Origin of the sequence: Pedobacter sp. B4-66 (assembly GCF_018492665.1) — a bacterium.
Classification (GTDB): Bacteria; Bacteroidota; Bacteroidia; order Sphingobacteriales; family Sphingobacteriaceae; genus Pedobacter.
Genome location: NZ_JAFVME010000014.1, coordinates 1 through 20583, shown reverse-complemented (window position 1 = coordinate 20583; position 20583 = coordinate 1). Strand labels below are relative to the sequence as shown.

Sequence of the window (20583 nt, the reverse complement as noted above, 5' to 3'; positions counted from 1 at the left end):
AAAGAGAAATTAAAATCGGGTTAAAATGGAGGGAATACCACGTGGAAGGTAGTGCCTTCGCCTTTTTTTGACGATACTGTGATTGTTCCGCGGTAAAGTGTGATGATTTTATGAGCCATATACAAGCCCATTCCATTGCCGGTATGTTCGGGTTTAGTAGAGGAACTGTAGAACGGATTAAAAATATTGTTTAGCTCTGAAGGGTCTATCCCAACACCTGTGTCGGCAATAAAAATATGGATGCCATCTTCTTTAACATCAAGCGTGCATTTTACAGGTTGCACATCTGAAAACTTAAAAGCGTTAGAAATGAGGTTGTCAATGGCAATTTGCAATAGGGTAGGGTTGCAGGAAATGGTTAGCTGATCTTCATCCATTGGAAGATCTTTCATTTCAACTATCAATTTATAAGCATCTGATTTTTGATTCCATTCTTGTTGAAGTTTCCATAGCATTTCATCAATACGCACTTTTTCTAGATGAGTAGAGCCGTATTCCAAATCAGCCTGAGCAAGCTTAAGTAAACTGCTAATAATGTCTTCCAGCTTTTCAGCGTCCTCAAGTACTGATGTTAGCGCTTTTTGGTATTCTTCCTTACTACGGTCTTGGGAAAGTGCGATTTCAGTTCCAATAATCATTCTTGTGATAGGGGTCCTGAGTTCATGCGACGCATTAGCCACAAAAGTTTTTTGCAAAATAAAGGATTGCTCCAGATGCTCCATCAGGTTGTTGAAGTTCTGTGCCAGTAGGTAGATTTCGTCTTTATTGACACCTTCCTGTACTCTAAAATGAAGGTTGTTAGATTTAATGAGCTTAACCTGATCTATGAAAAGATTTAGGGGATGGAGTATTTTTTTTGCAATCCATCGGGCAGAAAGCAAAAGTCCTACAAAGATGATAAGGAAAATGGCTCCCATTATTTTCAGAAGTTTATCTACTCTTGAAATGGTGCTTTGATCGATCGCAGAGGCAAGTATTACGAAATCACCTTGATTGTCTTTATAGTAAATGCCAACTACTTGCCGGTTTCCATCTTTAAATCTGATTTTTTTATATCGCCTAACCTTTTCGATGGTTTCATGATTCCAGTATTGCTGATCATCACCAATAAACGTTGCGTCATTTTTGCTATTGTATATACGGGTCACCTCTCCGTTTAGCTTTTCGAGGTACTGCTCACGTACACGGGTCAGAGAGTCTGTTGATATTTCATCGGCCTCCAGATAAAGCTTTGCTGTAACCATGGTCCGATCCGTAAGTCGGGCAAAAAACTCGGCCTGCATAAATTTTATAAAAGTAAAATATATTGCAGACAGCACGCAAAGCAACACCACTGTGCTGATTAGTGTAAAGTATAATGCCAGCCGATCTTTTATTTTCATGCTTCCTTTAGGATATAGCCCATCCCTATTTTTGTGTGTATCAATCGTTTATCAAATCCTTTTTCAATCTTCTTTCTAAGGAAGTTGATATAAACATCAATTACATTGGTTCCTGTGTCAAAACTAATGTCCCATGCGTTTTCTGCAATGTACTGCCGGGATAATAATCTGTTAGGGTTTTTTAAAAACAGTTCTAACAGGATGTATTCTTTAGCGGTAAGTTCAATTGGTATTCCAGCCCTTTTAACAGATTTACTATAGGTATCCATCGTAACATCAGCAAAATTGAGGGTATTATGATCGTTCGGTTTTTTGTCGCTTCTCCTTAAAAGGGCTTCCAGACGAGCCAGTAGTTCTCTGAAGTGAAATGGTTTAAGCAGATAATCATCGGCACCGGAACTTAAGCCAATTACCTTGTCCTCAATAGATCCAAGGGCTGTGAGCATAAGAATAGGGAGGTTTTTGTTCTTTGTTCTCAATTGGCGACAAACTTCTATTCCGTTTAAGCCCGGCATCATAATATCAAGTATTACCAGATCATATTCATGATCTTTAAATTCTGCAAGAGCCGAACTGCCATCATGAATAGGGGTAACATGGTATTGATGTTCTTCTAGCCCGCTTTTTATCAAGGCGGCTATTTTTACATCATCTTCTGCTAATCCAATTTTGAACATATCTCGCAAATATATAGTATTTGCTAATTTATAATAATGCAGATTCGATTTGAGTTTTATTATGAAGGAATTTACTTATTAAGTAATACTGAGCCTGTTACTAAGGTTTTGCCAGGGCTTTAATAGTGCTGAGGCTCCATTAACGCCCTAGTAAGGCCCCGACAACGCCCCAAAACATAAATGGGAAATTTAACTTGGATTGAATATGTTTTAAAGAATATATTTCTTAATTAATTGAAACTTAATGTGATTAGATCAAAAAAACTCCGTACCTTCGCGCAAATTTTATGAAGAAGATAGTTGATTACAGGAAGTTATTGGGTGTACAGAAGGATGCCGAATTAAAAGAATTAAAAACCATTTATAGGGGTTTAATGAAAGATTGGCACCCTGACAAGTTTCAGGATAGCGAAGAAGCTAAATTAGAAGCGGAAACCAAAAGTAAAGAAATTATTGAAGCTTACCATTTCCTGGTTAGCATTGCCCCGGAAACGCTTGCGCTTTCGCTTGATGAATATACTCAAACTACTGCAACTTGTGGTATTGCTGATTATAGTTGGGCAGGTTTAGTATTAACCGTTCATTTTCTTGATGGTAGTGCTTATGAATACTTCGGTGTTCCTAAAGCTGTTTACGTAAAATTAGTAAATGCTGATTCGCCAGGTAGATTTGCACGCAGACATATTTTTGGTTCTTTCCCTTACAGAAACATTGTAAAACTGGAAACAGCTTAAGCTTAAAAACTATATCCAAATTATACAGATCGCTACATCTTTAGCATTAAAAAATGCGAAAGGTGTAGCGATTTTTGCTTTTAATCCGTTTTAGCTGCAAAACTTAAAACATGGATATGAAAGTGTACTTTTTGGTGATTCTTGCTTTTACAACTGTAGGTTTCTATTCCTGCGAAAAACAAAAATCTGAACCAAATATTGAGCAAAAGCTGATTGGGAATTGGGAGCTTAAGTTTTCAAGGGGCGGTTTTACAGGAGAAACTAAACCTGCTGAGGAAGGAAAAAGGTCTGTTTTAGCATTTAAATCTAAAGATACCTATCAACAGCTCGAAAATGGAAACCTTGTTAAAGAAGGTAAATACGAGTTCTCAACAATAAAAAGTATTTATTCCGGACAAATCGAGACCGCAATATCATTTAATGAAGTTGATACACCTGCTAAAGAAATAAGAAAGTATGTAGTGTCTTTAAGAAAGGACTCATTATTTCTTAGCGATAATTATTACGACGGATTTAGTACGCTTTATTTGAGGGTAAAATAATTCAATTTACTTTTTTATCTTAGTTCGAGACTATGGAACAGCTCGAAATACCTGATTATAAAATGGAGGAAATGACTATTGATGCTGCGAAAGCGCAAGTGAACTCCATTTTTTATTTTATTCCTTTTGCCATTTTATTTGGTCCTCTTTACTATTTTTTATGGGGTGATGGAACACTTGACATCTTTAAGGATTTATTTCCAAAAGAAATGAATGGATTGATGACAAGTGCAATCATGATTTTGGTAATCCTTATTGGAATTGTACTTCATGAATTAATTCATGGTATAACCTGGTGTTTATTTGCAAAGGAGGGCTTTAAGTCGATTAAGTTCGGAGTGATTTGGAAAGCAGTTACGCCTTATTGCCATTGTAAAGAGCCATTAAAGTTGAGGCACTATTTAACTGGCGCTATTATGCCCGGTATATTATTGGGGATATTGCCTTCTATTATCGCTTTAATTACGGGGAACATTCAACTTTTTGCATTTGGTATGTTCTTTACCATGGCAGCAGGGGGTGATTTTATGATGATAAATATGATTAGAAAATTGGATATGGAAATCTTGGTACAAGATCATCCTTCTAAAATAGGATGCATAGTTTATAAAACCATTTAGGGTATAACTTTGTATAGTAATTATTAATCCATCAACTTAAATTATGACCATGAGAAAATCAGCACTTTATTTAGCATTTATAGCTTTGCCTTTGGCATTTAGCTGTACCCAGGGAGGAGATAAAACCTCGGAACTGAAAGATAGTACCAAAATGGATACTGCAGATGCCCAGGTTAGTAAAGAATGTTTTATTGCTATAGATGGGGTAGATACTGCACATCTTAATGTAGTTACTTCTGCTCAGGGAAAAGTTACTGGTGGTTTGGTTATAAAATATCATGAAAAAGCAACTAACGATGGCTTAATTGCGGGGAAATTTAGTGGGGATACATTATTTGTTGATTACACTTTTAACATTGGTACAAACAAAACCATTTATAAAAATCCGTTGGCGTTATTGAAAAAAGATGGCAAACTAGTGTTGGGCGTTGGTCAGATTGAAACCTCATTAGGGAAATCGTATTTTGTAAAAGGAAAGCCGATCAATTTTGAAAAGGGCAGATTCACTTTTGCGCCAGCGGAATGCAAATAGGATATAAAAAAGTGGGATCATAAACTATGATCCCACTTTTTTATATAAATATCGGTTTATACAATTATGCTTCACGCAGAATTATAAAGTACGGATTTTAATGTTTCTCCACTGGCTAGAGCCCGGGTGTTCTTGCAAAGCAATTTTACCTTTCGCAACTTTCGCAAAGTCAGCAAAGTCTTTGTTTTTAAATTTACTGTTAGCGACCATTTGGTTCCATTCGGCGCTACCTATTTGTCCTTCGAATGTTTTGATGCCGTTTAGCCAGAAAGTAAGATGTCCTTTATTCTGGATCAATTTAACTTTGTTCCATTCGCCAACTGGTACCGGTTTAGAAACTGTAGCGTCTCCAGACATATCATACAAACATCCTGCAAGGTGATTCTCTTTTTTGTTATCGCTAGCATCAATATTATCTAATACTTGCATTTCAGGACCAGTAAGGTAAGTAGCTCCATATTTTGGATCTTCCTGAATATCGAAGATGATTCCACTGTTACCACCTTTAGATATTTTCCACTCTAGGTTAAGTTCATAATTCTCATAAATGCCATCAGTAACAAGATCGCCTCCACCAGTTGACAAGGTTGGATTAAAAACTATTGCTCCATCTTTAACCTCCCATTTTGCACCTGCTTCTTTTTTAAGATAGGTGTGCCATCCTTTTGTCGTTTTTCCGTCAAATAACAATTTCCAGCCAGCCTTTTTTTCTTCTTTTGAGAGCGTATTAGGTGTTTGAGCCATTGCACTGCTAAATATGAATGCAGAGACTGCTAAAACGATTAATTTTCTTTTCATGAGTTTTTATTTTAAGGATGCTAATATAAGAATTAGCTTAAATAATTAGGTCTGAAGTTGAAATATATCAAACACTTTTCATTTTAGGTTTAATATAGCTTTTTATAGAAAAACACTATTCGAGGTAAACTGTTATAGCTGTTATAACGTATATTTCAATAAGGGGCTCAATGAAACTATTCTATCTAATTGTAGTTTTTTATTTTGCAGGTATTGAAACTGTAATTCCGCAAGTTGGTATCTCGGCGGGCAAAGATTCATTGGTTACCCTAAGGTATTTATGTAATAGACAATACAGTGATATTTATAAGGAAAATGGAGATTTATCGTACATTTCGCCCAGAGGTGAACTGGCTGGTCCTGTTAAGTATATCATTAATGGGAGAATTACCAGGACGTATATAATATTGGCTATACCTGAATCACCTGTCGCTTTTGCTATGGTCCCAGACTTTACAGTTAAGGTTATTGACGATAAATCATCAGGTGTGAGGACTCCGGATTTGAAGCTGGGAGGCACTTTCTATTTTAGGCTCAGTCAGTCTGTTAAGAATTATAAGTACGCAACGTTAAAATTTACTCATCATTCAAATGGTCAAGATGGGGAAGCGTTAAATTTGGATGGTACTATAAACACCAAAACCGGCAATTTTAGTACTAATTACCTTACTGTAGGCTACAATTTTGGCAACCGAACCAAACCACTTAATTCTATTTATTATACATTAAATCACTATGGTGGCTTTGAATGGCACAAATGGTTTAATTATGAAAAGGTGCTTGTACATGATTATGGGTTTACAAGGGTGCTGTACGATTTTTCACTTCGTAGATATGTTAAACAGAAAGAGAACTGGCGTGCAAATATTGGTTTAAATTATGCGGTGAATCCTATGGATAATTATGATGCTTTTGCTATAAAGAAACGCCTTAATGTAGAAACATCATTTAATTACAGTTTCCCTTTTATGAGTAATGTATTTTTAATGGCTGCTGTGGGCTATTATGGTGAAGATCCGTATAATATCTATTACCGAAATAAGTATAGCTATTTGCGACTAGGTATATCTACAGGACTGTAATATCTATTTTATGAAATTGTTATACAGACAATTGATGGTTTCTAATAATATGCTGTTAAAATCATTGGTGTAAGTAGTATTGGAGCCGTTGGTGATGACAACTATTCCAAACTTTTCTTTTGGTTCAAAAAACATAGCACTATACAATCCGTAAGCAGAACCTGTATGTCCTGTCATGATCTTTCCTGGAATCAAGTTGTCTACATTCGTTATTGCCAAGCCATAACCCTCTTCTTCAGAAATTTTTGTTTGCATTAATTTAGCGCTCTTTTTGGTGATGATCTTTACACCTTTATACTTACCCTGATTCATGTGCATGGTCATGTATCTTGCAAGGTCGGTAGCGGATATCTTCATTCCTCCAGTTGGAGAAAATAGAGGAGTACTGTAACCTGTTACATAGTTTTTTAACTCTTCCCTGCGTGATGCATAGGCGGAAGGATCTGGGACAAAAGTTTTGGAAACCTTGTCGTATTCATATAAAGTTGTGAATAGGCTGTTGTCTAATGAATCTACACAATAGCCACCATAGAGCTTCAATGGATCTAGGATGTGATGCTTTACATATTGATCGAACCTTTCTCCTGATAGTTTTTCTATTACTGCGCCCACCATATTAAAATTCAGATTGCAGTATTTGTACGCTTTCCCGGGTTCGTAATCATTATAACATTTTGTCCAATTCTGGCTTTTCTCCGGGTTAATAACATTGAAATTGAAATAGCCTTCACTATCATTTATACTAGAGGTGTGGGAAAGTACCATTTTAAGGGTAATGATGGTTTCAGGGAATTTGGGATTTCTTACTTTGAAACCAACCAGTTTGCTGAAGTCATCATCTAAAGATAGTTTTCCTGCTTCTGCAAGTTGCATAATGGAGGTGGCAGAGAAGGATTTTGAAATAGATGCAATTCTGAAAATATCTTTATCTGTCAGTGCTGTATTGCTTTCAATATTTTTAAGACCGAAGGAGTTTGTGTAAATGATGTTGCCCTTTTTTACGACTGCAACTGATAGCCCTACGGCATCCAGTTTTTTCATGATGTCTCTTATCTCAGCCTCTGCTTTGGCAGCCTGACCAAAGCTAAATAGAGAGGTGCTTAAAATAAGTATTGTTGTTGTAATGTACTTAAGGGGTCTTTTTATCATGCTTTTAGAGCGTTACTTTCGATTGGTTTTAGTGGCTTATGGATTAAATATAGTGAAAATAATTGTTTGAAATCTGCCGTGAATTTCTAAATTGCCGCCATGATCGATTATAAGATAGAAGCAGCAAAGGCAGCCTTGCCTTTCATTAAAACAGGGCAAATTGTAGGTTTAGGAGCGGGAACAACGGTATCTCATTTGGTAGACATGGTTAAGCAGGATGAGGATTTGGCTGCAAGTGTTACTTTTACTTCGTCGTCATTTAAAACCACTGTCTATTTACAGCAAAACGGATTAAAGGTGCAGTCGCCATCGCTACTTAAAAAGATAGATGTTTATTTTGATGGCTGTGATCAGTTTGACGAAGAACTGAATGCTTTAAAAAGTGGCGGTGGGATTCATACCACCGAAAAGATTCTGGCGGCGATGGCAACAGATTTTATATTGATAGGAGATGAGGGTAAATTCTCCGAAAAACTGGATGCTACTTATCCGCTAGTGTTAGAAATACTGCCGCAGGCTTTGCAAATGGTACTTGGTAGATTGTCGTTTGAGTTTCCGGGTTCTTCAATAAAGCTGCGCATGAGCACTCAAAAAGATGGTGCTGTTATCTCAGACAATGGCAACCTATTGGCTGATGTTCATTTTGCTGAATTACCTGAATTGCAAAAGCTAAACGTTCAAATTAAAATGATACCGGGTGTGGTAGAGCATTCTTTATTTTACGGGATGGCTACAAAGGCAATCATAGCAGGTAAAAATGGAATTAAGGTAATTACGCCAAATGTGGCTCAACGTGTATAATTACATCTTTAATACTTAAATCTGAAGCCAGGAGTTCGTCTTTTACCTGATGGGCTACCTGGTGTGCAGTAAATACATCGATGGTGCCATCTACTTCTATGTGCATATCTACATAGTATTGTAGACCCATTTTTCTGACGAAGCACTTTTCCACTTCCTTTACTTCGATATGTTGAGCGGCTATTCTGGAAATTTCTGCTATGAATTCTGGTGATGGCGCGGCATCCATAATTTCTGAAAACGCGGGACGTATGATTTTTATAGCATTATAGATGATGAATACGCAGGCCATTAATGCCGCCCAGTCGTCGGCTCCTTCATATCCTTTACCTAATACAAGCGCAATTACAATTCCAATAAATGCTGCAATTGAGGTAATGGCATCACTTCTATGATGATAAGCGTCTGCTTTTACAGCCTGACTGTTTAATCGTTTCCCGACTTTAAGTACATAGCGGAACAAGATTTCCTTTGAGAGAATTACGATAAGTAGTACAATTAGGGTATAGCTTTTAGGAAGTCCGTGCGGTGTTCTGATGTAATATATGGAATGGTACGCAATCCATCCTGCAGCTGCTATTAGAAATAACCCTATTAGTACTGCTGCGATGGGCTCGGCCTTTCCATGCCCATAAGGATGCCCCTGATCGGCAGGTCGTTGAGCATAAATAAGTGCCAGCCAAAGTAAGCCTGAACTAACTACATCTGCCCCGGATTCGGTAGCATCAGCAATTAAAGCATAGGAATGACCAAGATATCCTGAAAGACCTTTCACAAATATTAAAGCTATGCTGATAATGATACCTAGCTGAGTAGTTCGTATGGCTTCTTTAGAAGTGTTTTTTGATGATAATTCCATTGCAAAGTTAGTTGTTATTAGATTATCCTCAGGATGATGATGAGCTAAATATATCTTCCTGGGAATTCCTTTTGGGGGCGCAAAAATAGCGTTTTATGTGGATGTGTATTGTATGTTTTCGAATAAATTATAGGTTAAGAGTTTAATACAGCTAACGGAGGAGTGTTTAATACTTTTCTGCTATTCAGTACCCCTGTTAATACTACTAAAAAACAAATTAGGGTAAATAACAAAAGTATTGGAAGCAGGGAAGGAGTAAAGCTGGTATCAAAACTGAATACGGCTAACAACCAACTGCCTCCAAGGGCAAGAATTATCCCTGCACCGGCAGAGAATGCACCTAGAAATAAATACTCAATAGCTGTAATTACAAGAATCTGTTTTCGGCTTGCTCCAAGGGTTCTGAGTAATACGCTTTCTCTTAATCGCTGGCCTCTGCTAGTTAATACCGCCGAAACGAGCACTATCCAGCCTGTTGCCATGCTAAATGCCGCCATAAACTGGATTACAAAACTTATTTTCGACAATAGTTCATCCAAGGTTTTTAATATGAGCCCTAAATCTATAACAGATACATTAGGGAATTCTTTTACAACAGCACTTTGGAAATTGGCCGAAACATCGTTTGAGGTAATTCGGGTCATCAATACATGAAATTGCGGAGCATCCTCAAGTACGCCTGTCGGGAAAACAACCCTAAAATTGGTCTGCATCCTTGCCCAATTTACTTCTCTTAAACTTCCGACAACAGTAGGTATCAATAATCCTTGTACATTAAAAACGATACTATCGCCAACGCCCGCATGGATATGTTTGGCATAACCTTCTTCTAAGGATACATATACTTGTGCCCCTGGTTTTATTTTGCCTTTCCATACACCTTCTGTTACTTTTTCTGCTGAGGTTAGTGTGTCCTGAAAAGTTACCCTAAGTTCTCCCTGTGTTGCACGTTTAGAATCTTTAGCTGTATCCTTAAGTGCTTTTTTTGCATATATCTTTTCGATTCTAACGGTTACAACCGGCACCTGATTCATTACCGGTAATTTATAATCTCGGGTTAATTTTGCTACGGCTTCCTTTTGTTCGTTTTGAATATCAAATAGAATCATGTTTGCCTGATTTCCTTCAGCAGATATGGTTACCCGTTTTATTAAAATGCCTTGTACAAAAAATAAGGTACAGATAAATGCTGCTGATAAACCTATAGATACCGTAAGCATAAGGGTTTGGTTATTTGGTCGGTAAAGGTTAGCAAAACCCTGTCTCCATAAATAACTGGAAGAGCTTGGGATGACTCTTTTTACCGCCCACATTAGGAGTCGGGATAAACCAAAAAGTAAAAGGAACGCAATCAGGATACTTGCAGTAAACACAGCCGCCTGCATCCAGCTACTCATTTGGAATCTGGTAAAGGCCAGTACAAAAAGTAAGATAAGTAAATATACGAACCATTTTAGCGGATCTCTTGGGTCGGTTGATTTCTCAAACGAATGTCTGATGGCGTTTAATGGAGAAATAGTACGTACAGAAAGAAGTGAGGGTAGTGCAAATAAAACTGAAATGATTAAACCTAGTAATACGCCTTGTCCGATGGCAAGCCATGAAATTTGCAGCGTAAGTTCTACAGGTATGAAATCTTTTAGTACCATTGGCAGTGCAAACTGTATTATTGTACCTAATGCAGCGCCTAAAACAGCGCCAATAAATCCAATAAAAACAATTTGGATGAGGTAAATTAAAAATGCCTCCCATGCTTTTAAGCCCAAACAACGTAGGGTAGCTATGGAGTTTAGTTTTTCGCCAATGTAAACATGAATGGCACTTCCAACACCTATACATCCTAATAGTAGCGCAATAAAACCTGATAGCTCAAGAAATCTGCTTACATCTCTGAACGACTTTCCGGTGCTTTCCTTTTTAGATTCTACAGTTTCTGTGTCGAGGCCTTCCTTATCAAGTAAAGGTTGGATTTTTTTTACCTGAGTTGCTACAGCGGATGGTTTATTGTATCTGTAGTAATACTTGTATTGGATTCTGCTGCCTATTTTAGTTAATCCGGTTTGCTCAAGATACTTTAATGGAATATAAACTACAGGCGCTACAGTAGCTGATATTCCGGTTTGTCCGGGTGCTTTATCCAATATTCCGGCTATTAGGAAGTTAAGGCTGCCAATTTTAATGGAGTCACCGGGTTTGGCGTTGAATTGCAGCATTACTGTTTTATCAACTAATGCCCTGCGCTCTTGCTGAAAGGTCCTTGCAGCATTTGCCGGAGTAGTTTCAATGGTGCCGTAAAACGGATAATTACCTTCGAGTGCTCGCACTTGCACCAATCTACTGCCTTGATTTTTAAGAAAATAGATCATTGATGCAAAGCTTCTTTCTGATGCTTTTTCATTTCCTAAGGTATCCAGTACGGCTTGGGTTTTTGCACTCACAGGTTTGCGAGCTTGTATGGTCAGATCTGCTCCGGTAAGCATTTTGGCCTGATTATCAATGTCGCGCTGCATGTTATCTCTAAATGAATACACAGCTACTAATGCTGCAATTCCGAGGATAATTGACGAAACGAAAAGAAACAGACGGGATTTATTGCGACGCGCATCACGCCAAGCCATTTTAAAAAGCCAGCTAATGTTTACAGATCTTTTAAGTGCGGGATTATCTTGTTGCATTTGGATTGTCTGAAATGATTACGCCACCTTTTATTTTTATTATTCTGTTTGTTCTCATAGCCAGTTCCAGATCGTGGGTAACGATGATCAATGTAGTTCCGGCATCTCTGTTTAGTTCAAACATTAGTTTTTCTATCTTTTCGCTGGTTTCGGCATCCAGATTACCCGTCGGCTCATCAGCAAAAAGTATAGCCGGTTTATTGGAAAATGCCCTTGCCAATGAAACGCGTTGCTGTTCACCTCCTGAAAGCTGAACAGGATAGTGGTGCGAGCGTTCTGCAAGGCCTACTTTATCTAATAAATCCATGGCGTGTGTCCGAATATCTTTTTCTCCGCGTAATTCCATTGGCACCATTACGTTTTCAAGCGCGGTTAAGGTTGGCATCAGCTGGAAATTTTGAAATATAAAACCTATGTAACGGTTGCGCACTGCTGCCCGTTGGTCTTCTGTAAGTTCATCGAGTTTGATGCCGTTTAGTTTAACGGAGCCTGTGGTCGATCTGTCGAGCCCGGCACAAAGTCCCAGAAGTGTAGTTTTACCACTGCCGGATGGGCCGGTAATTGCAAGAGTAGAGCCTCCTTCTACAGAGAAATTAACGTTGTTAAGTACAGTAAGCTCTTTACCTGCACTTTTATATATTTTACTTACATTTTCAATATGGAGTATGTTTTCTGAAGGCATATTATTAATAAATAGGTATTTTTATAGCTAAATATACGAGGCCTAATAAGTAATGGCTAATTTTAGAATTATATTACATAGATATGTTACGTTTTAAAGCTTCAACCCTGATCGCCCTGCTGTTCGTTGTGTTTGCATCATGTGGAAACAATCAAAATAAACAGACTGATGAAACATCAAATGCAAAGTCTGCTGAGGCAGTGCCTGAGGCTACTGAGGTTCCGGTTAAAGAAAAAAACATCTTATTCTTCGGCACAAGTTTAACCGCAGGGTATGGGCTTGAACAGGGGGAGGCATATCCCGAATTGCTGCAGAAAAAACTGGATTCACTTAAACTTCCTTATAAAGCAATAAATGGGGGCCTAAGCGGTGAAACATCTGCCGCCGGAAAAAACAGGATAGACTGGTTGCTGAAACAACCTATTGCTGTGTTTGTGCTCGAATTGGGTGCTAATGATGGCTTGCGTGGAGTAGCGGTTAGTGAAACTACGGCAAACTTACAGGCTATAATAGATAAGGTTAAAAAGAAATACCCTGAGGCTAAAATGATTTTAACCGGAATGGAAGTGCCACCTAATATGGGTGCTAAATATGCTTCTGATTTTAGAAACATGTTTAAGGAGCTTGTTGCTAAGAATGAAATGGTTTTTCTGCCATTTTTGTTGGAGGGTGTAGCAGGCATTCCTAAGCTAAATCAGGGCGATGGTATTCATCCTACTGCTGAAGGGCAAAAAATAGTGGCAGAAAACGTTTGGTCGAAATTGAAAGGCGTGTTGTAATTAGTAAAGATTTTTTTTATTATCTTCATTATCTAATCAAATAGGAATAGTGTATGAACATAGTCATTAAAATTTGGGTGCGCAACCCTGAATGGTACTGTAATGATCAAAAAAATCCAGATAACCGAATTCCAAAACACTCTCATAGTGCAGCTTTTAAATTTTCAGAAGAAGTAACTAGCTATGCTAAAGTGGATACCGATACGTATGAATTGATAATCTCTGCCGAAGATGATAGTAATGAGAATTCTGCTGTTCTGGGTACAGTTGTATTAAAAGATGTTCATGTAACTGAGTTTAATCATGGAGAGGATAGTACCCCTGTTATTATATCAAATGAGATCATTCATGATATTGTTACTACTCAAAAGGAAAGCGGAAAGATCTGCTGGGATTATTTTCTTAAAGAGAACATCGATATTTTAAATCTGGAATCGAATATCTGGCTGTCTGGTGCCCATAGGGATCAGCTTCTTAAAGAGGTTCCTGGCCTTACGCTTGCTTAAAGTGAGATTTTATATTTGACTAAGTAAAAATATTTATTTGCTTAAATAAATAGCAAACGGCGTATTTTTAACTAATTTAATTAGTTTTATGGTTGTTTTACTAATTTATTTAGCTTAATTTTGTCGTGACCTAAATTTATTTGTCATGAGCGAAGGGAAGCAAATAATTCATATGGATCAGGATGCATTTTTTGTGTCTGTAGAGATTAAAAAAAATAAAAAACTTGCCGGGAAACCTATAATCATTGGTGGTACCTCAGATAGAGGAGTGGTAACCTCATGTAGTTATGAGGCCCGTAAGTTTGGGGTGCACGCCGCCATGCCAGCCAGAATGGCAAAAATGTTGTGTCCACATGCAGTTTTTATTAAAGGTAATATGGATGCTTATTCAAAGGCATCCCATGAAATTACCGATATTATTAGGGAAAAGGTACCGCTGTTTGAAAAAGCCAGTATTGATGAACATTATATAGATATGACGGGTATGGATAGGTTTTATGGCTGTATGACCTATGCACATGAGCTTCGGGAAACTATTATTAGAGAATCGGGTTTGCCAATTTCTTTTGGATTGTCGGTAAATAAAACGGTCTCTAAAATGGCAACTAATGAGTGCAAGCCAAATGGAGAGAAGAATGTTAAAGCATCAGGCGTACAACCCTTTTTAAATCCCCTTTCTATCAGGAAAATTCCGGGACTAGGCGAAAAGACTTTTATAAAGCTTAGTGATATGGGCATTAAGAAGATTTATATGCTGGCCCAAATCCATCCAGATCAGATGAATATGCTGATGGGTAAAAATGGTTTGTCGCTACTTCAGAAAGCTAAAGGCATAGATAATAGTCCAATAATTCCTTATGCCGAGCAAAAAAGTATTGGTACACAATGCACATTTAAAGCAGATACTATGGATATAAATATGATCAATAATCTGCTTACTGCAATGGTAATGGATATTGCATTTCAGCTGAGAGAAAAAAAGAAACTTGCAGCCTGTATTACGGTAACGATTAGGTATTCCAATTTCGAAGATGTTACCAAACAGGCCTCTATTCCTTATACAGCACTTGATAGTATATTTATTCAGAAGGCAAAGGAACTTTTTAAGCAGGTATATGCCAAGAGGATGTTATTGCGACTTGTTGGTGTGCGTTTGTCTAATTTGGTAAATGGTTTTGAGCAAATAGATATGTATAGTGAGTCGCAGGAACAGTATAGCCTGGTGCAGGCAATGGATAGAATCCGCAAGCGCTTTGGCGAGAAGGCAGTAACAAAGGCGTCCGTTCTGGGTATTAATGTATAAGCCATGTATCTAAATGTTCATTCTCAATATAGCCTGCGCTATGGTACTATGTCTATCGAAAAGCTCATAGAAGAGGCGGCTTTTCGAGGGGTCACACAAATGGCGCTTACTGATATTAATAACTCTACAGGGGTTATGGAATTTATGAGGGCTTGCAATAAGAATGGTATTAAGCCTATTGGAGGCATTGAGTTTAGACGAAATAAGCTATTACTTTATATCGGGGTTGCCAGAGATAAGGAGGGAATGAAGGAGTTGAATGATTTCCTGACTGAGCATAATCTGGAACAGAAGGAATTGCCAGACAAAGCAAAGACCTTTAAAAATGCAGTTGTAATTTATCCTTACAGGAATGATATTGAAACAAGAGTATTAGGAGAAAATGAATATCTGGGGATTCGATTTGATGAATTACATAGTTTGCATGGAAAGGATATTAATCACATAAAAGATAAATTACTGGCGCTGCAGCCTGTTTTTGTGGCCGACAAACTCGAATATCGTCTGCATGAGTATTTGAGGGGAGTGGATTTGAATACGCTGCTTACCATGGTTACATCCGAAGATAAATGTAGTAGTACCGATCTATTCTTGTCGGCAGGAGAGTTGGAAGCGAAATTTAGTAAATATGCCTTTATACTGGATAATACGCGGAAATTGATGGATGGCTGCAAGATGAATTACACGCAGGGAAAAGTTCACCTCAATCGTAAAACCTTTACAGGGAGCAATAGTGATGATAAAGCCCTACTTGAAAAATTGGCAATGGAGGGTATGGTATATCGTTATGGAAAGAAGAATAAGGATGCGTTAAAAAAAGTAGAGAATGAGCTGAAGGTAATTAATGATTTGGGGTATTGCGCCTATTTTTTAATTACATGGGATATTATTCGTTATTCTATGGCCAAGGGCTATTATCATGTGGGTAGAGGATCGGGGGCCAATAGTACGGTAGCTTTTTGTTTACGGATTACTGATGTAGATCCGCTGGAGCTTGATTTGTATTTTGAACGTTTTTTGAATGCACAGCGCACCTCGCCTCCTGATTTTGATATTGATTATTCCTGGGATGAACGTGAAGATGTACAGGATTACATTTTTAAGCGCTACGGAAAAGATCATACTGCGCTGCTAGGCACAATAAGCACCTTTAAAGATCGCTCCGTTATCCGTGAGATTGGTAAAGTAATGGGATTGCCAAAAGCTGAGATTGATGGTTTTACAGATCCAGCCAAAGCTGAGGAAAACCGAGATAATGCTACTTTTAAAAAGATCACGGCCATATATGAGATGATGAAGGAAATGCCCAATCAAAGAAGCATTCATGCCGGTGGGGTTCTGATTTCGGAAGAACCGATTACCTATTACACTGCATTGGATTTTCCACCTAAAGGAATGGCAACTGTACAATGGGATATGTACGAGGCGGAAGCTATTGGCTATGATAAATACGATATATTAAGTCAAAGGGGGATAGGGCACATCAAAGAAGCGGTAAGATTGGTAGAGGAAAACCAACAACGTAAAATAGACATTCATCAGGTAAAGGCGTTTATGAAAGATGCTAATCTGAATAACAAATTAAAAACGGGGGATAGTATAGGCTGTTTTTATATCGAATCGCCTGCCATGCGACAATTGCTTACCAAGCTTGGCTGCGAGAATTATCTGACACTAGTTGCAGCCAGCAGTATTATTCGGCCGGGTGTTGCACAATCAGGTATGATGAAGGCTTACATTCAAAGTTTTCACAAACCAGATACTGTAGAATACCTACATCCGGTAATGAAAGAACAGTTGGAAGATACTTTTGGGGTAATGGTTTATCAAGAGGATGTGATTAAAATTTGTATCCATTATGCCGGAATGGATGGTACAGATGCAGATATCCTGAGGCGGGGAATGAGTGGTAAATATCGTTCGAAAATAGAATTTAATAAACTGGTAGAGAAGTTCCATGATAGTGCAAAGGCATTAGGCCGACCGGAGAATATTACAGATGAGGTATGGAGGCAGGTATATTCTTTTGCAGGTTATAGTTTCTCTAAAGCACATTCGGCCAGTTTTGCCGTAGAAAGTTATCAGAGTTTATTTTTAAAAACCTACTATCCTCAGGAATTTATGGTTGCGGTACTGAATAACTACGGAGGCTTCTATATGCGTTGGTTATATGTTCATGAATTGCAAAAGGTCGGTGCAAAGGTACACTTGCCTTGTGTTAATGTAAGCGCATCTGTAGTTTCTATTAAAGGATCTGATGCTTATCTGGGGCTTATTGGTATACAAGGATTTGAGAATAAATTTATAGAATTGATTCCTGAAGAGGTTAAACTAAATGGTGCATTTGCCGATCTGGAAGATTTTGTGAAACGTACAGGTATGGGGCTGGATCAGGTAATTATCCTAATTAGGGTTGGTGCTTTGAGGTTTACAGGTAAGAGTAAGAAAACCTTGTTGTGGGAAGTTCATATGATGTTGGGGGGTAAAGTTAAACCTGTTAATTATGCGGAACTTTTCCACCTGGATAGTAAACATTATGCGTTGCCGGAACTGATTAATACTGAACTTGAAGACGCTTATCATGAATTTGAACTACTTGGGTTTCCTTTGTCGCTCTCAATGTTTGATCTATTGAGAACTTCATATAGAGGAGATGTACGCACAAATAACTTGATTCAGTATGTTGGCCAAACGGTTAAAATGGTTGGCCTATATGTTTGCGAAAAAACTGTGCATATGAAGAATGGCAAGAAAATGTGGTTTGGTACTTTTCTGGATGCTGATGGAAATTTCTTTGATACGACACATTTCCCTGGTAGTACGCCCACTTATCCTTTTAGAGGAAAAGGTTGTTACCTAATATTAGGCAAGGTGGTAGAAGATTTTGGTTTCCCAAGTGTTGAGGTGGTTAAGTTTGCAAAGCTACCTATAGTTGATAACCCTGTGATGGCTTAAGTTTTGTCTATGGCTTGGTGAAACACTGATTTTTGAATAAGTACAAAATTTGGTATTTTATTTTTCTGGGATGATAATGCCAAACAAAAAATTGTCGGAAACTTAATAGCCGGAAAAAGTGCGGAATATATAATGTTCTTTGCTTTTGATGTAAGAGAGTAAGACTTTTGTTGATAGAATTGTGTGCCTAAATTGTAGTCTCATAAATTAATTTTTGTTCAGCACTTTTCTTAGTTATGTCTATTTAGATTTGTAGACATGGTTATATTTGGTTTTTAGGCATTGTTGTTCCTGCATCGAACAGCAATGCCTTCTTTAAAGTACTCACAACGATTTTCTTTTATTAGCTGTCCTGATTTAGTTTTGAAGTCTTTTTTGTATCCTTCATGAAAACATACACCAATAAGGAGATGAAAATACAAACAGTAATATACCAGTAGTAGTATTCTTCGTGATGCCAGTTTTTTAGTTGCAAAGCAATATATTCTGCTGATCCACCGAATATAGCAACAGTTAGTGCGTAAGGCAGTCCAACCCCTAAGGCTCTAACTTCAGCAGGAAACAATTCTGCCTTTACCACTGCATTGATGCTGGTGTAGCCACTCACAATAATTAAAGCAATCATTAAAAGGAAAAATGCTTGCCATTGCGATGTGGTATGACTTAGTGCAGTAAGTAACGGAACTGTGCATATTGTACCCAATACACCAAAAGCGATAAGAAGTGGTCGCCTTCCTATTTTGTCTGACAAGGCTCCAAATAAAGGTTGCAAACAAGCAAAGATGAAAAGCGTTAAAAACGACATTAATGTAGATTGCTCCTTTGTCATGTGAACAGTGTTGACAAGAAACTTTTGCATATAAGTTGTGTAGGTATAGAAAGCCAGTGTGCCACCTAATGTTAATCCTATTACTGTAATTACAGCTTTTGGGTGTTTTAATAACTCTTTTACTGTTCCTTTTTTTTCTGTTCCGCGTGCTTTTTGGTTCTCGAATGCTTTTGTTTCGTCGAGATTTTTTCTGAGATAAAGTGCTACGATAGAAAGGATCCCCCCGAAAATGAATGGGATGCGCCATCCCCATTCCTGAAGTTGAGTTTCGGAAAGTAGTACTCTTTGTAGGACTAATTGAATAGCAAGGGCAAGTAATTGACCGCCTATTAAGGTTACATACTGAAAGCTGGAATAAAAACCGCGTCTGTTTTTGGTGGCCATTTCACTTAGATAGGTTGCGGATACGCCGTATTCGCCACCAACACTTAATCCTTGAAGTAGCCTCGCGGTTAATAATAATATAGGTGCTATAATGCCGATGGTTTTGTAAGTGGGAGTTAGTGCAATTAAACATGAACCAAGCGACATTAATAGTACGGAAAGAGTCATAGACTGTTTGCGGCCAACGCGATCAGCAATGCGACCAAAAATATAGCCGCCTAATGGGCGCATTAAAAATCCTAGGGCAAATATCCCCGCAGTATTTATTAATTGTACGGTAGGGTTCCCTTCAGGGAAAAAAGAAGCAGAGAAGTAAATTGCAAAAGCGGAGTATGCATACCAATCGTACCATTCTACAAGATTGCCTATTGAGCCACCGAAAATAGCTTTTAGTCTTCTTGCCGAGATTTTATCTTCGTTTTCGTTCATTGGTTCTATAATCAAATGTAATTTATAATGTTTAATTTTTTGTGGGTAATAATTGGCTGTTCTAAATTTTTTACCAGCTGATACAATATTTCGTTTCTAAATGCGTCTTTATGTGGAGAGCGTTAATTTAGATAGGCAGGAATGGTTGGTATGATCATTCCTGCCTTCTTTTTAAGCTTATCTCATTACGCTTTGTTCCTTTCCCTTTTTTTATAGTTAAGTCTATATGTAGTAAGCGCTCGCGTTGAAGTGTACTCGTGTTAAAGTATTCTCCTGTTAAAGTATAAGGATATCTTTTATTATATGTTAAGTGTATACTATATATAGGTATAGATTATAATAGGTGTATTGCATATATAATTATATATAATAGTGTATACATAATGGTGTGTCTGGATTTAGGTATTGGGCGTTCTTTTTTAATCGATCGTCATGCTGAATTTATTTCAGCACCTCTCAAGAGAAGGAAAGCCTTGATAGTGTGAGATGCCGCTCTTCAGCGGCATGACGTTCGCTTTGATAGAGCGTTTAAAACCTCTCTGTCATTGGTAATTTATTTTGCTTCGCAGCTTCTTCAAGGTCGGCATCCCGCAATAGACACTGGTAATAAATACGCCTAATAGCTTAAGATAAAAAACGGCCGTATCCATTGGGTACCGGCGGTATACCGGCTTGGTGCCGGCTCGGGAATAATGAGGCTTTTCTGGGGGGATCTCTCAGGCTCACCTCAGGCCAACCTAAGGTAAATCGCGCAGGTATCAGGGTCTAATTTAATTTTCTGCCTAGCCTCTAGTGAGTTAGGAGAATTCACGAAATAATAATGGGAAAGGGTTTGGAGGTTGGTGGAATTTTCCTACTTTTGCAT

The 20583-nt window shown here is 37.9% G+C and carries 18 protein-coding genes; 10 read left to right on the top strand and 8 right to left on the bottom strand.

The genetic code is table 11. The features are described 5' to 3' along the window. Nucleotides 1-20: 20 nt before the first annotated feature. Both J1905_RS20360 and J1905_RS20355 read right to left on the bottom strand, forming a co-directional pair. Nucleotides 21-1382 (bottom strand): sensor histidine kinase, encoded by a 1362-nt coding sequence (locus J1905_RS20360; protein WP_214229066.1) that lies wholly within the window; start codon nt 1380-1382, stop codon nt 21-23. Then, the gene (locus tag J1905_RS20355) at nt 1379-2059 is read right to left on the bottom strand and encodes a response regulator transcription factor (protein WP_214229065.1); all 681 of its coding nucleotides are present in this window, start codon (nt 2057-2059) and stop codon (nt 1379-1381) included. Before J1905_RS20355 ends, J1905_RS20360 begins: the two co-directional genes overlap by 4 nt. 287 nt (nt 2060-2346) lie before the next feature. On the opposite strand from J1905_RS20355, the gene J1905_RS20350 reads away from it, so the two are divergent. The 4 genes from J1905_RS20350 (at nt 2347) to J1905_RS20335 (ending at nt 4487) form a co-directional block, all read left to right on the top strand. After that, nucleotides 2347-2793, top strand: coding sequence for a KTSC domain-containing protein (locus J1905_RS20350; protein WP_068886564.1), 447 nt, complete (start codon nt 2347-2349; stop codon nt 2791-2793). Nucleotides 2794-2909: 116 nt separating this feature from the next. After that, a complete protein-coding gene (locus J1905_RS20345; RefSeq protein ID WP_214229064.1) occupies nt 2910-3335 on the top strand; it encodes a hypothetical protein in 426 nt (141 codons plus the stop codon). 32 nt (nt 3336-3367) lie between these two features. Then, nucleotides 3368-3955, top strand: coding sequence for a DUF3267 domain-containing protein (locus tag J1905_RS20340; protein ID WP_214229063.1), 588 nt, complete (start codon nt 3368-3370; stop codon nt 3953-3955). Between the two features lie 49 nt (nt 3956-4004). Next, nucleotides 4005-4487: a hypothetical protein gene (locus tag J1905_RS20335; RefSeq protein ID WP_214229062.1), complete on the top strand. Its 483-nt coding sequence runs from the start codon at nt 4005-4007 to the stop codon at nt 4485-4487. Nucleotides 4488-4568: 81 nt separating this feature from the next. Here J1905_RS20335 and J1905_RS20330 read toward each other — a convergent pair whose 3' ends face one another. After that, on the bottom strand, nt 4569-5285 hold the full coding sequence (locus J1905_RS20330) for a 3-keto-disaccharide hydrolase (protein WP_214229061.1): 717 nt from the start codon (nt 5283-5285) through the stop codon (nt 4569-4571). A 170-nt stretch (nt 5286-5455) separates the two neighbouring features. On the opposite strand from J1905_RS20330, the gene J1905_RS20325 reads away from it, so the two are divergent. Continuing rightward, nucleotides 5456-6367, top strand: coding sequence for a hypothetical protein (locus J1905_RS20325; RefSeq protein ID WP_214229060.1), 912 nt, complete (start codon nt 5456-5458; stop codon nt 6365-6367). A 3-nt stretch (nt 6368-6370) separates the two neighbouring features. Here the strand turns inward: J1905_RS20325 and J1905_RS20320 are convergent, their stop codons facing one another. After that, a complete protein-coding gene (locus J1905_RS20320) occupies nt 6371-7516 on the bottom strand; it encodes a serine hydrolase domain-containing protein (protein ID WP_214229059.1) in 1146 nt (381 codons plus the stop codon). A 99-nt stretch (nt 7517-7615) separates the two neighbouring features. On the opposite strand from J1905_RS20320, the gene rpiA reads away from it, so the two are divergent. Continuing rightward, nucleotides 7616-8317, top strand: a complete 702-nt coding sequence (rpiA, locus tag J1905_RS20315; RefSeq protein WP_214229058.1) for a ribose 5-phosphate isomerase A — start codon at nt 7616-7618, stop codon at nt 8315-8317. Here rpiA and J1905_RS20310 read toward each other — a convergent pair. The 3 genes from J1905_RS20310 to J1905_RS20300 form a co-directional block, all read right to left on the bottom strand. Beyond that, complete coding sequence (locus J1905_RS20310) at nt 8289-9176, bottom strand: cation diffusion facilitator family transporter (RefSeq protein ID WP_214229057.1); 888 nt, start codon at nt 9174-9176, stop codon at nt 8289-8291. The genes rpiA and J1905_RS20310 overlap by 29 nt on opposite strands. A 134-nt stretch (nt 9177-9310) precedes the next feature. After that, entirely contained in the window at nt 9311-11851 is a 2541-nt protein-coding gene (locus J1905_RS20305) for an ABC transporter permease (RefSeq protein ID WP_214229056.1), read from the bottom strand. Continuing rightward, nucleotides 11838-12533 carry an ABC transporter ATP-binding protein gene (locus tag J1905_RS20300; protein WP_214229055.1) on the bottom strand — a complete coding sequence of 232 codons (696 nt, stop codon included), beginning with the start codon at nt 12531-12533 and terminating at the stop codon, nt 11838-11840. The genes J1905_RS20305 and J1905_RS20300 overlap by 14 nt, the downstream gene beginning before the upstream one ends. Nucleotides 12534-12616: 83 nt before the next feature. On the opposite strand from J1905_RS20300, the gene J1905_RS20295 reads away from it, so the two are divergent. The 4 genes from J1905_RS20295 (at nt 12617) to dnaE (ending at nt 18076) form a co-directional block, all read left to right on the top strand. Then, nucleotides 12617-13312 carry an arylesterase gene (locus J1905_RS20295; RefSeq protein ID WP_214229054.1) on the top strand — a complete coding sequence of 232 codons (696 nt, stop codon included), beginning with the start codon at nt 12617-12619 and terminating at the stop codon, nt 13310-13312. 53 nt (nt 13313-13365) lie between these two features. Continuing rightward, nucleotides 13366-13818 (top strand): hypothetical protein, encoded by a 453-nt coding sequence (locus J1905_RS20290; RefSeq protein WP_214229053.1) that lies wholly within the window; start codon nt 13366-13368, stop codon nt 13816-13818. Between the two features lie 145 nt (nt 13819-13963). Continuing rightward, on the top strand, nt 13964-15121 hold the full coding sequence (dinB, locus tag J1905_RS20285; protein ID WP_214229052.1) for a DNA polymerase IV: 1158 nt from the start codon (nt 13964-13966) through the stop codon (nt 15119-15121). A 3-nt stretch (nt 15122-15124) separates the two neighbouring features. Beyond that, entirely contained in the window at nt 15125-18076 is a 2952-nt protein-coding gene (gene dnaE / locus J1905_RS20280; RefSeq protein ID WP_214229051.1) for a DNA polymerase III subunit alpha, read from the top strand. Nucleotides 18077-18419: 343 nt separating this feature from the next. On the opposite strand, the gene J1905_RS20275 is transcribed toward dnaE, so the two are convergent. Then, nucleotides 18420-19718: an MFS transporter gene (locus J1905_RS20275; RefSeq protein WP_214229050.1), complete on the bottom strand. Its 1299-nt coding sequence runs from the start codon at nt 19716-19718 to the stop codon at nt 18420-18422. Between the last annotated feature and the right edge of the window lie 865 nt (nt 19719-20583).

Bases quoted from the DNA above. Each gene is read 5' to 3' on its own strand.
- J1905_RS20360 (WP_214229066.1), bottom strand. From the start codon at position 1,382: ATGAAAATAAAAGATCGGCTGGCATTATACTTTACACTAATCAGCACA.
- J1905_RS20355 (WP_214229065.1), bottom strand. From the start codon at position 2,059: ATGTTCAAAATTGGATTAGCAGAAGATGATGTAAAAATAGCCGCCTTG.
- J1905_RS20350 (WP_068886564.1), top strand. From the start codon at position 2,347: ATGAAGAAGATAGTTGATTACAGGAAGTTATTGGGTGTACAGAAGGAT.
- J1905_RS20345 (WP_214229064.1), top strand. From the start codon at position 2,910: ATGAAAGTGTACTTTTTGGTGATTCTTGCTTTTACAACTGTAGGTTTC.
- J1905_RS20340 (WP_214229063.1), top strand. From the start codon at position 3,368: ATGGAACAGCTCGAAATACCTGATTATAAAATGGAGGAAATGACTATT.
- J1905_RS20335 (WP_214229062.1), top strand. From the start codon at position 4,005: ATGAGAAAATCAGCACTTTATTTAGCATTTATAGCTTTGCCTTTGGCA.
- J1905_RS20330 (WP_214229061.1), bottom strand. From the start codon at position 5,285: ATGAAAAGAAAATTAATCGTTTTAGCAGTCTCTGCATTCATATTTAGC.
- J1905_RS20325 (WP_214229060.1), top strand. From the start codon at position 5,456: ATGAAACTATTCTATCTAATTGTAGTTTTTTATTTTGCAGGTATTGAA.
- J1905_RS20320 (WP_214229059.1), bottom strand. From the start codon at position 7,516: ATGATAAAAAGACCCCTTAAGTACATTACAACAACAATACTTATTTTA.
- rpiA (WP_214229058.1), top strand. From the start codon at position 7,616: ATGATCGATTATAAGATAGAAGCAGCAAAGGCAGCCTTGCCTTTCATT.
- J1905_RS20310 (WP_214229057.1), bottom strand. From the start codon at position 9,176: ATGGAATTATCATCAAAAAACACTTCTAAAGAAGCCATACGAACTACT.
- J1905_RS20305 (WP_214229056.1), bottom strand. From the start codon at position 11,851: ATGCAACAAGATAATCCCGCACTTAAAAGATCTGTAAACATTAGCTGG.
- J1905_RS20300 (WP_214229055.1), bottom strand. From the start codon at position 12,533: ATGCCTTCAGAAAACATACTCCATATTGAAAATGTAAGTAAAATATAT.
- J1905_RS20295 (WP_214229054.1), top strand. From the start codon at position 12,617: ATGTTACGTTTTAAAGCTTCAACCCTGATCGCCCTGCTGTTCGTTGTG.
- J1905_RS20290 (WP_214229053.1), top strand. From the start codon at position 13,366: ATGAACATAGTCATTAAAATTTGGGTGCGCAACCCTGAATGGTACTGT.
- dinB (WP_214229052.1), top strand. From the start codon at position 13,964: ATGAGCGAAGGGAAGCAAATAATTCATATGGATCAGGATGCATTTTTT.
- dnaE (WP_214229051.1), top strand. From the start codon at position 15,125: ATGTATCTAAATGTTCATTCTCAATATAGCCTGCGCTATGGTACTATG.
- J1905_RS20275 (WP_214229050.1), bottom strand. From the start codon at position 19,718: ATGAACGAAAACGAAGATAAAATCTCGGCAAGAAGACTAAAAGCTATT.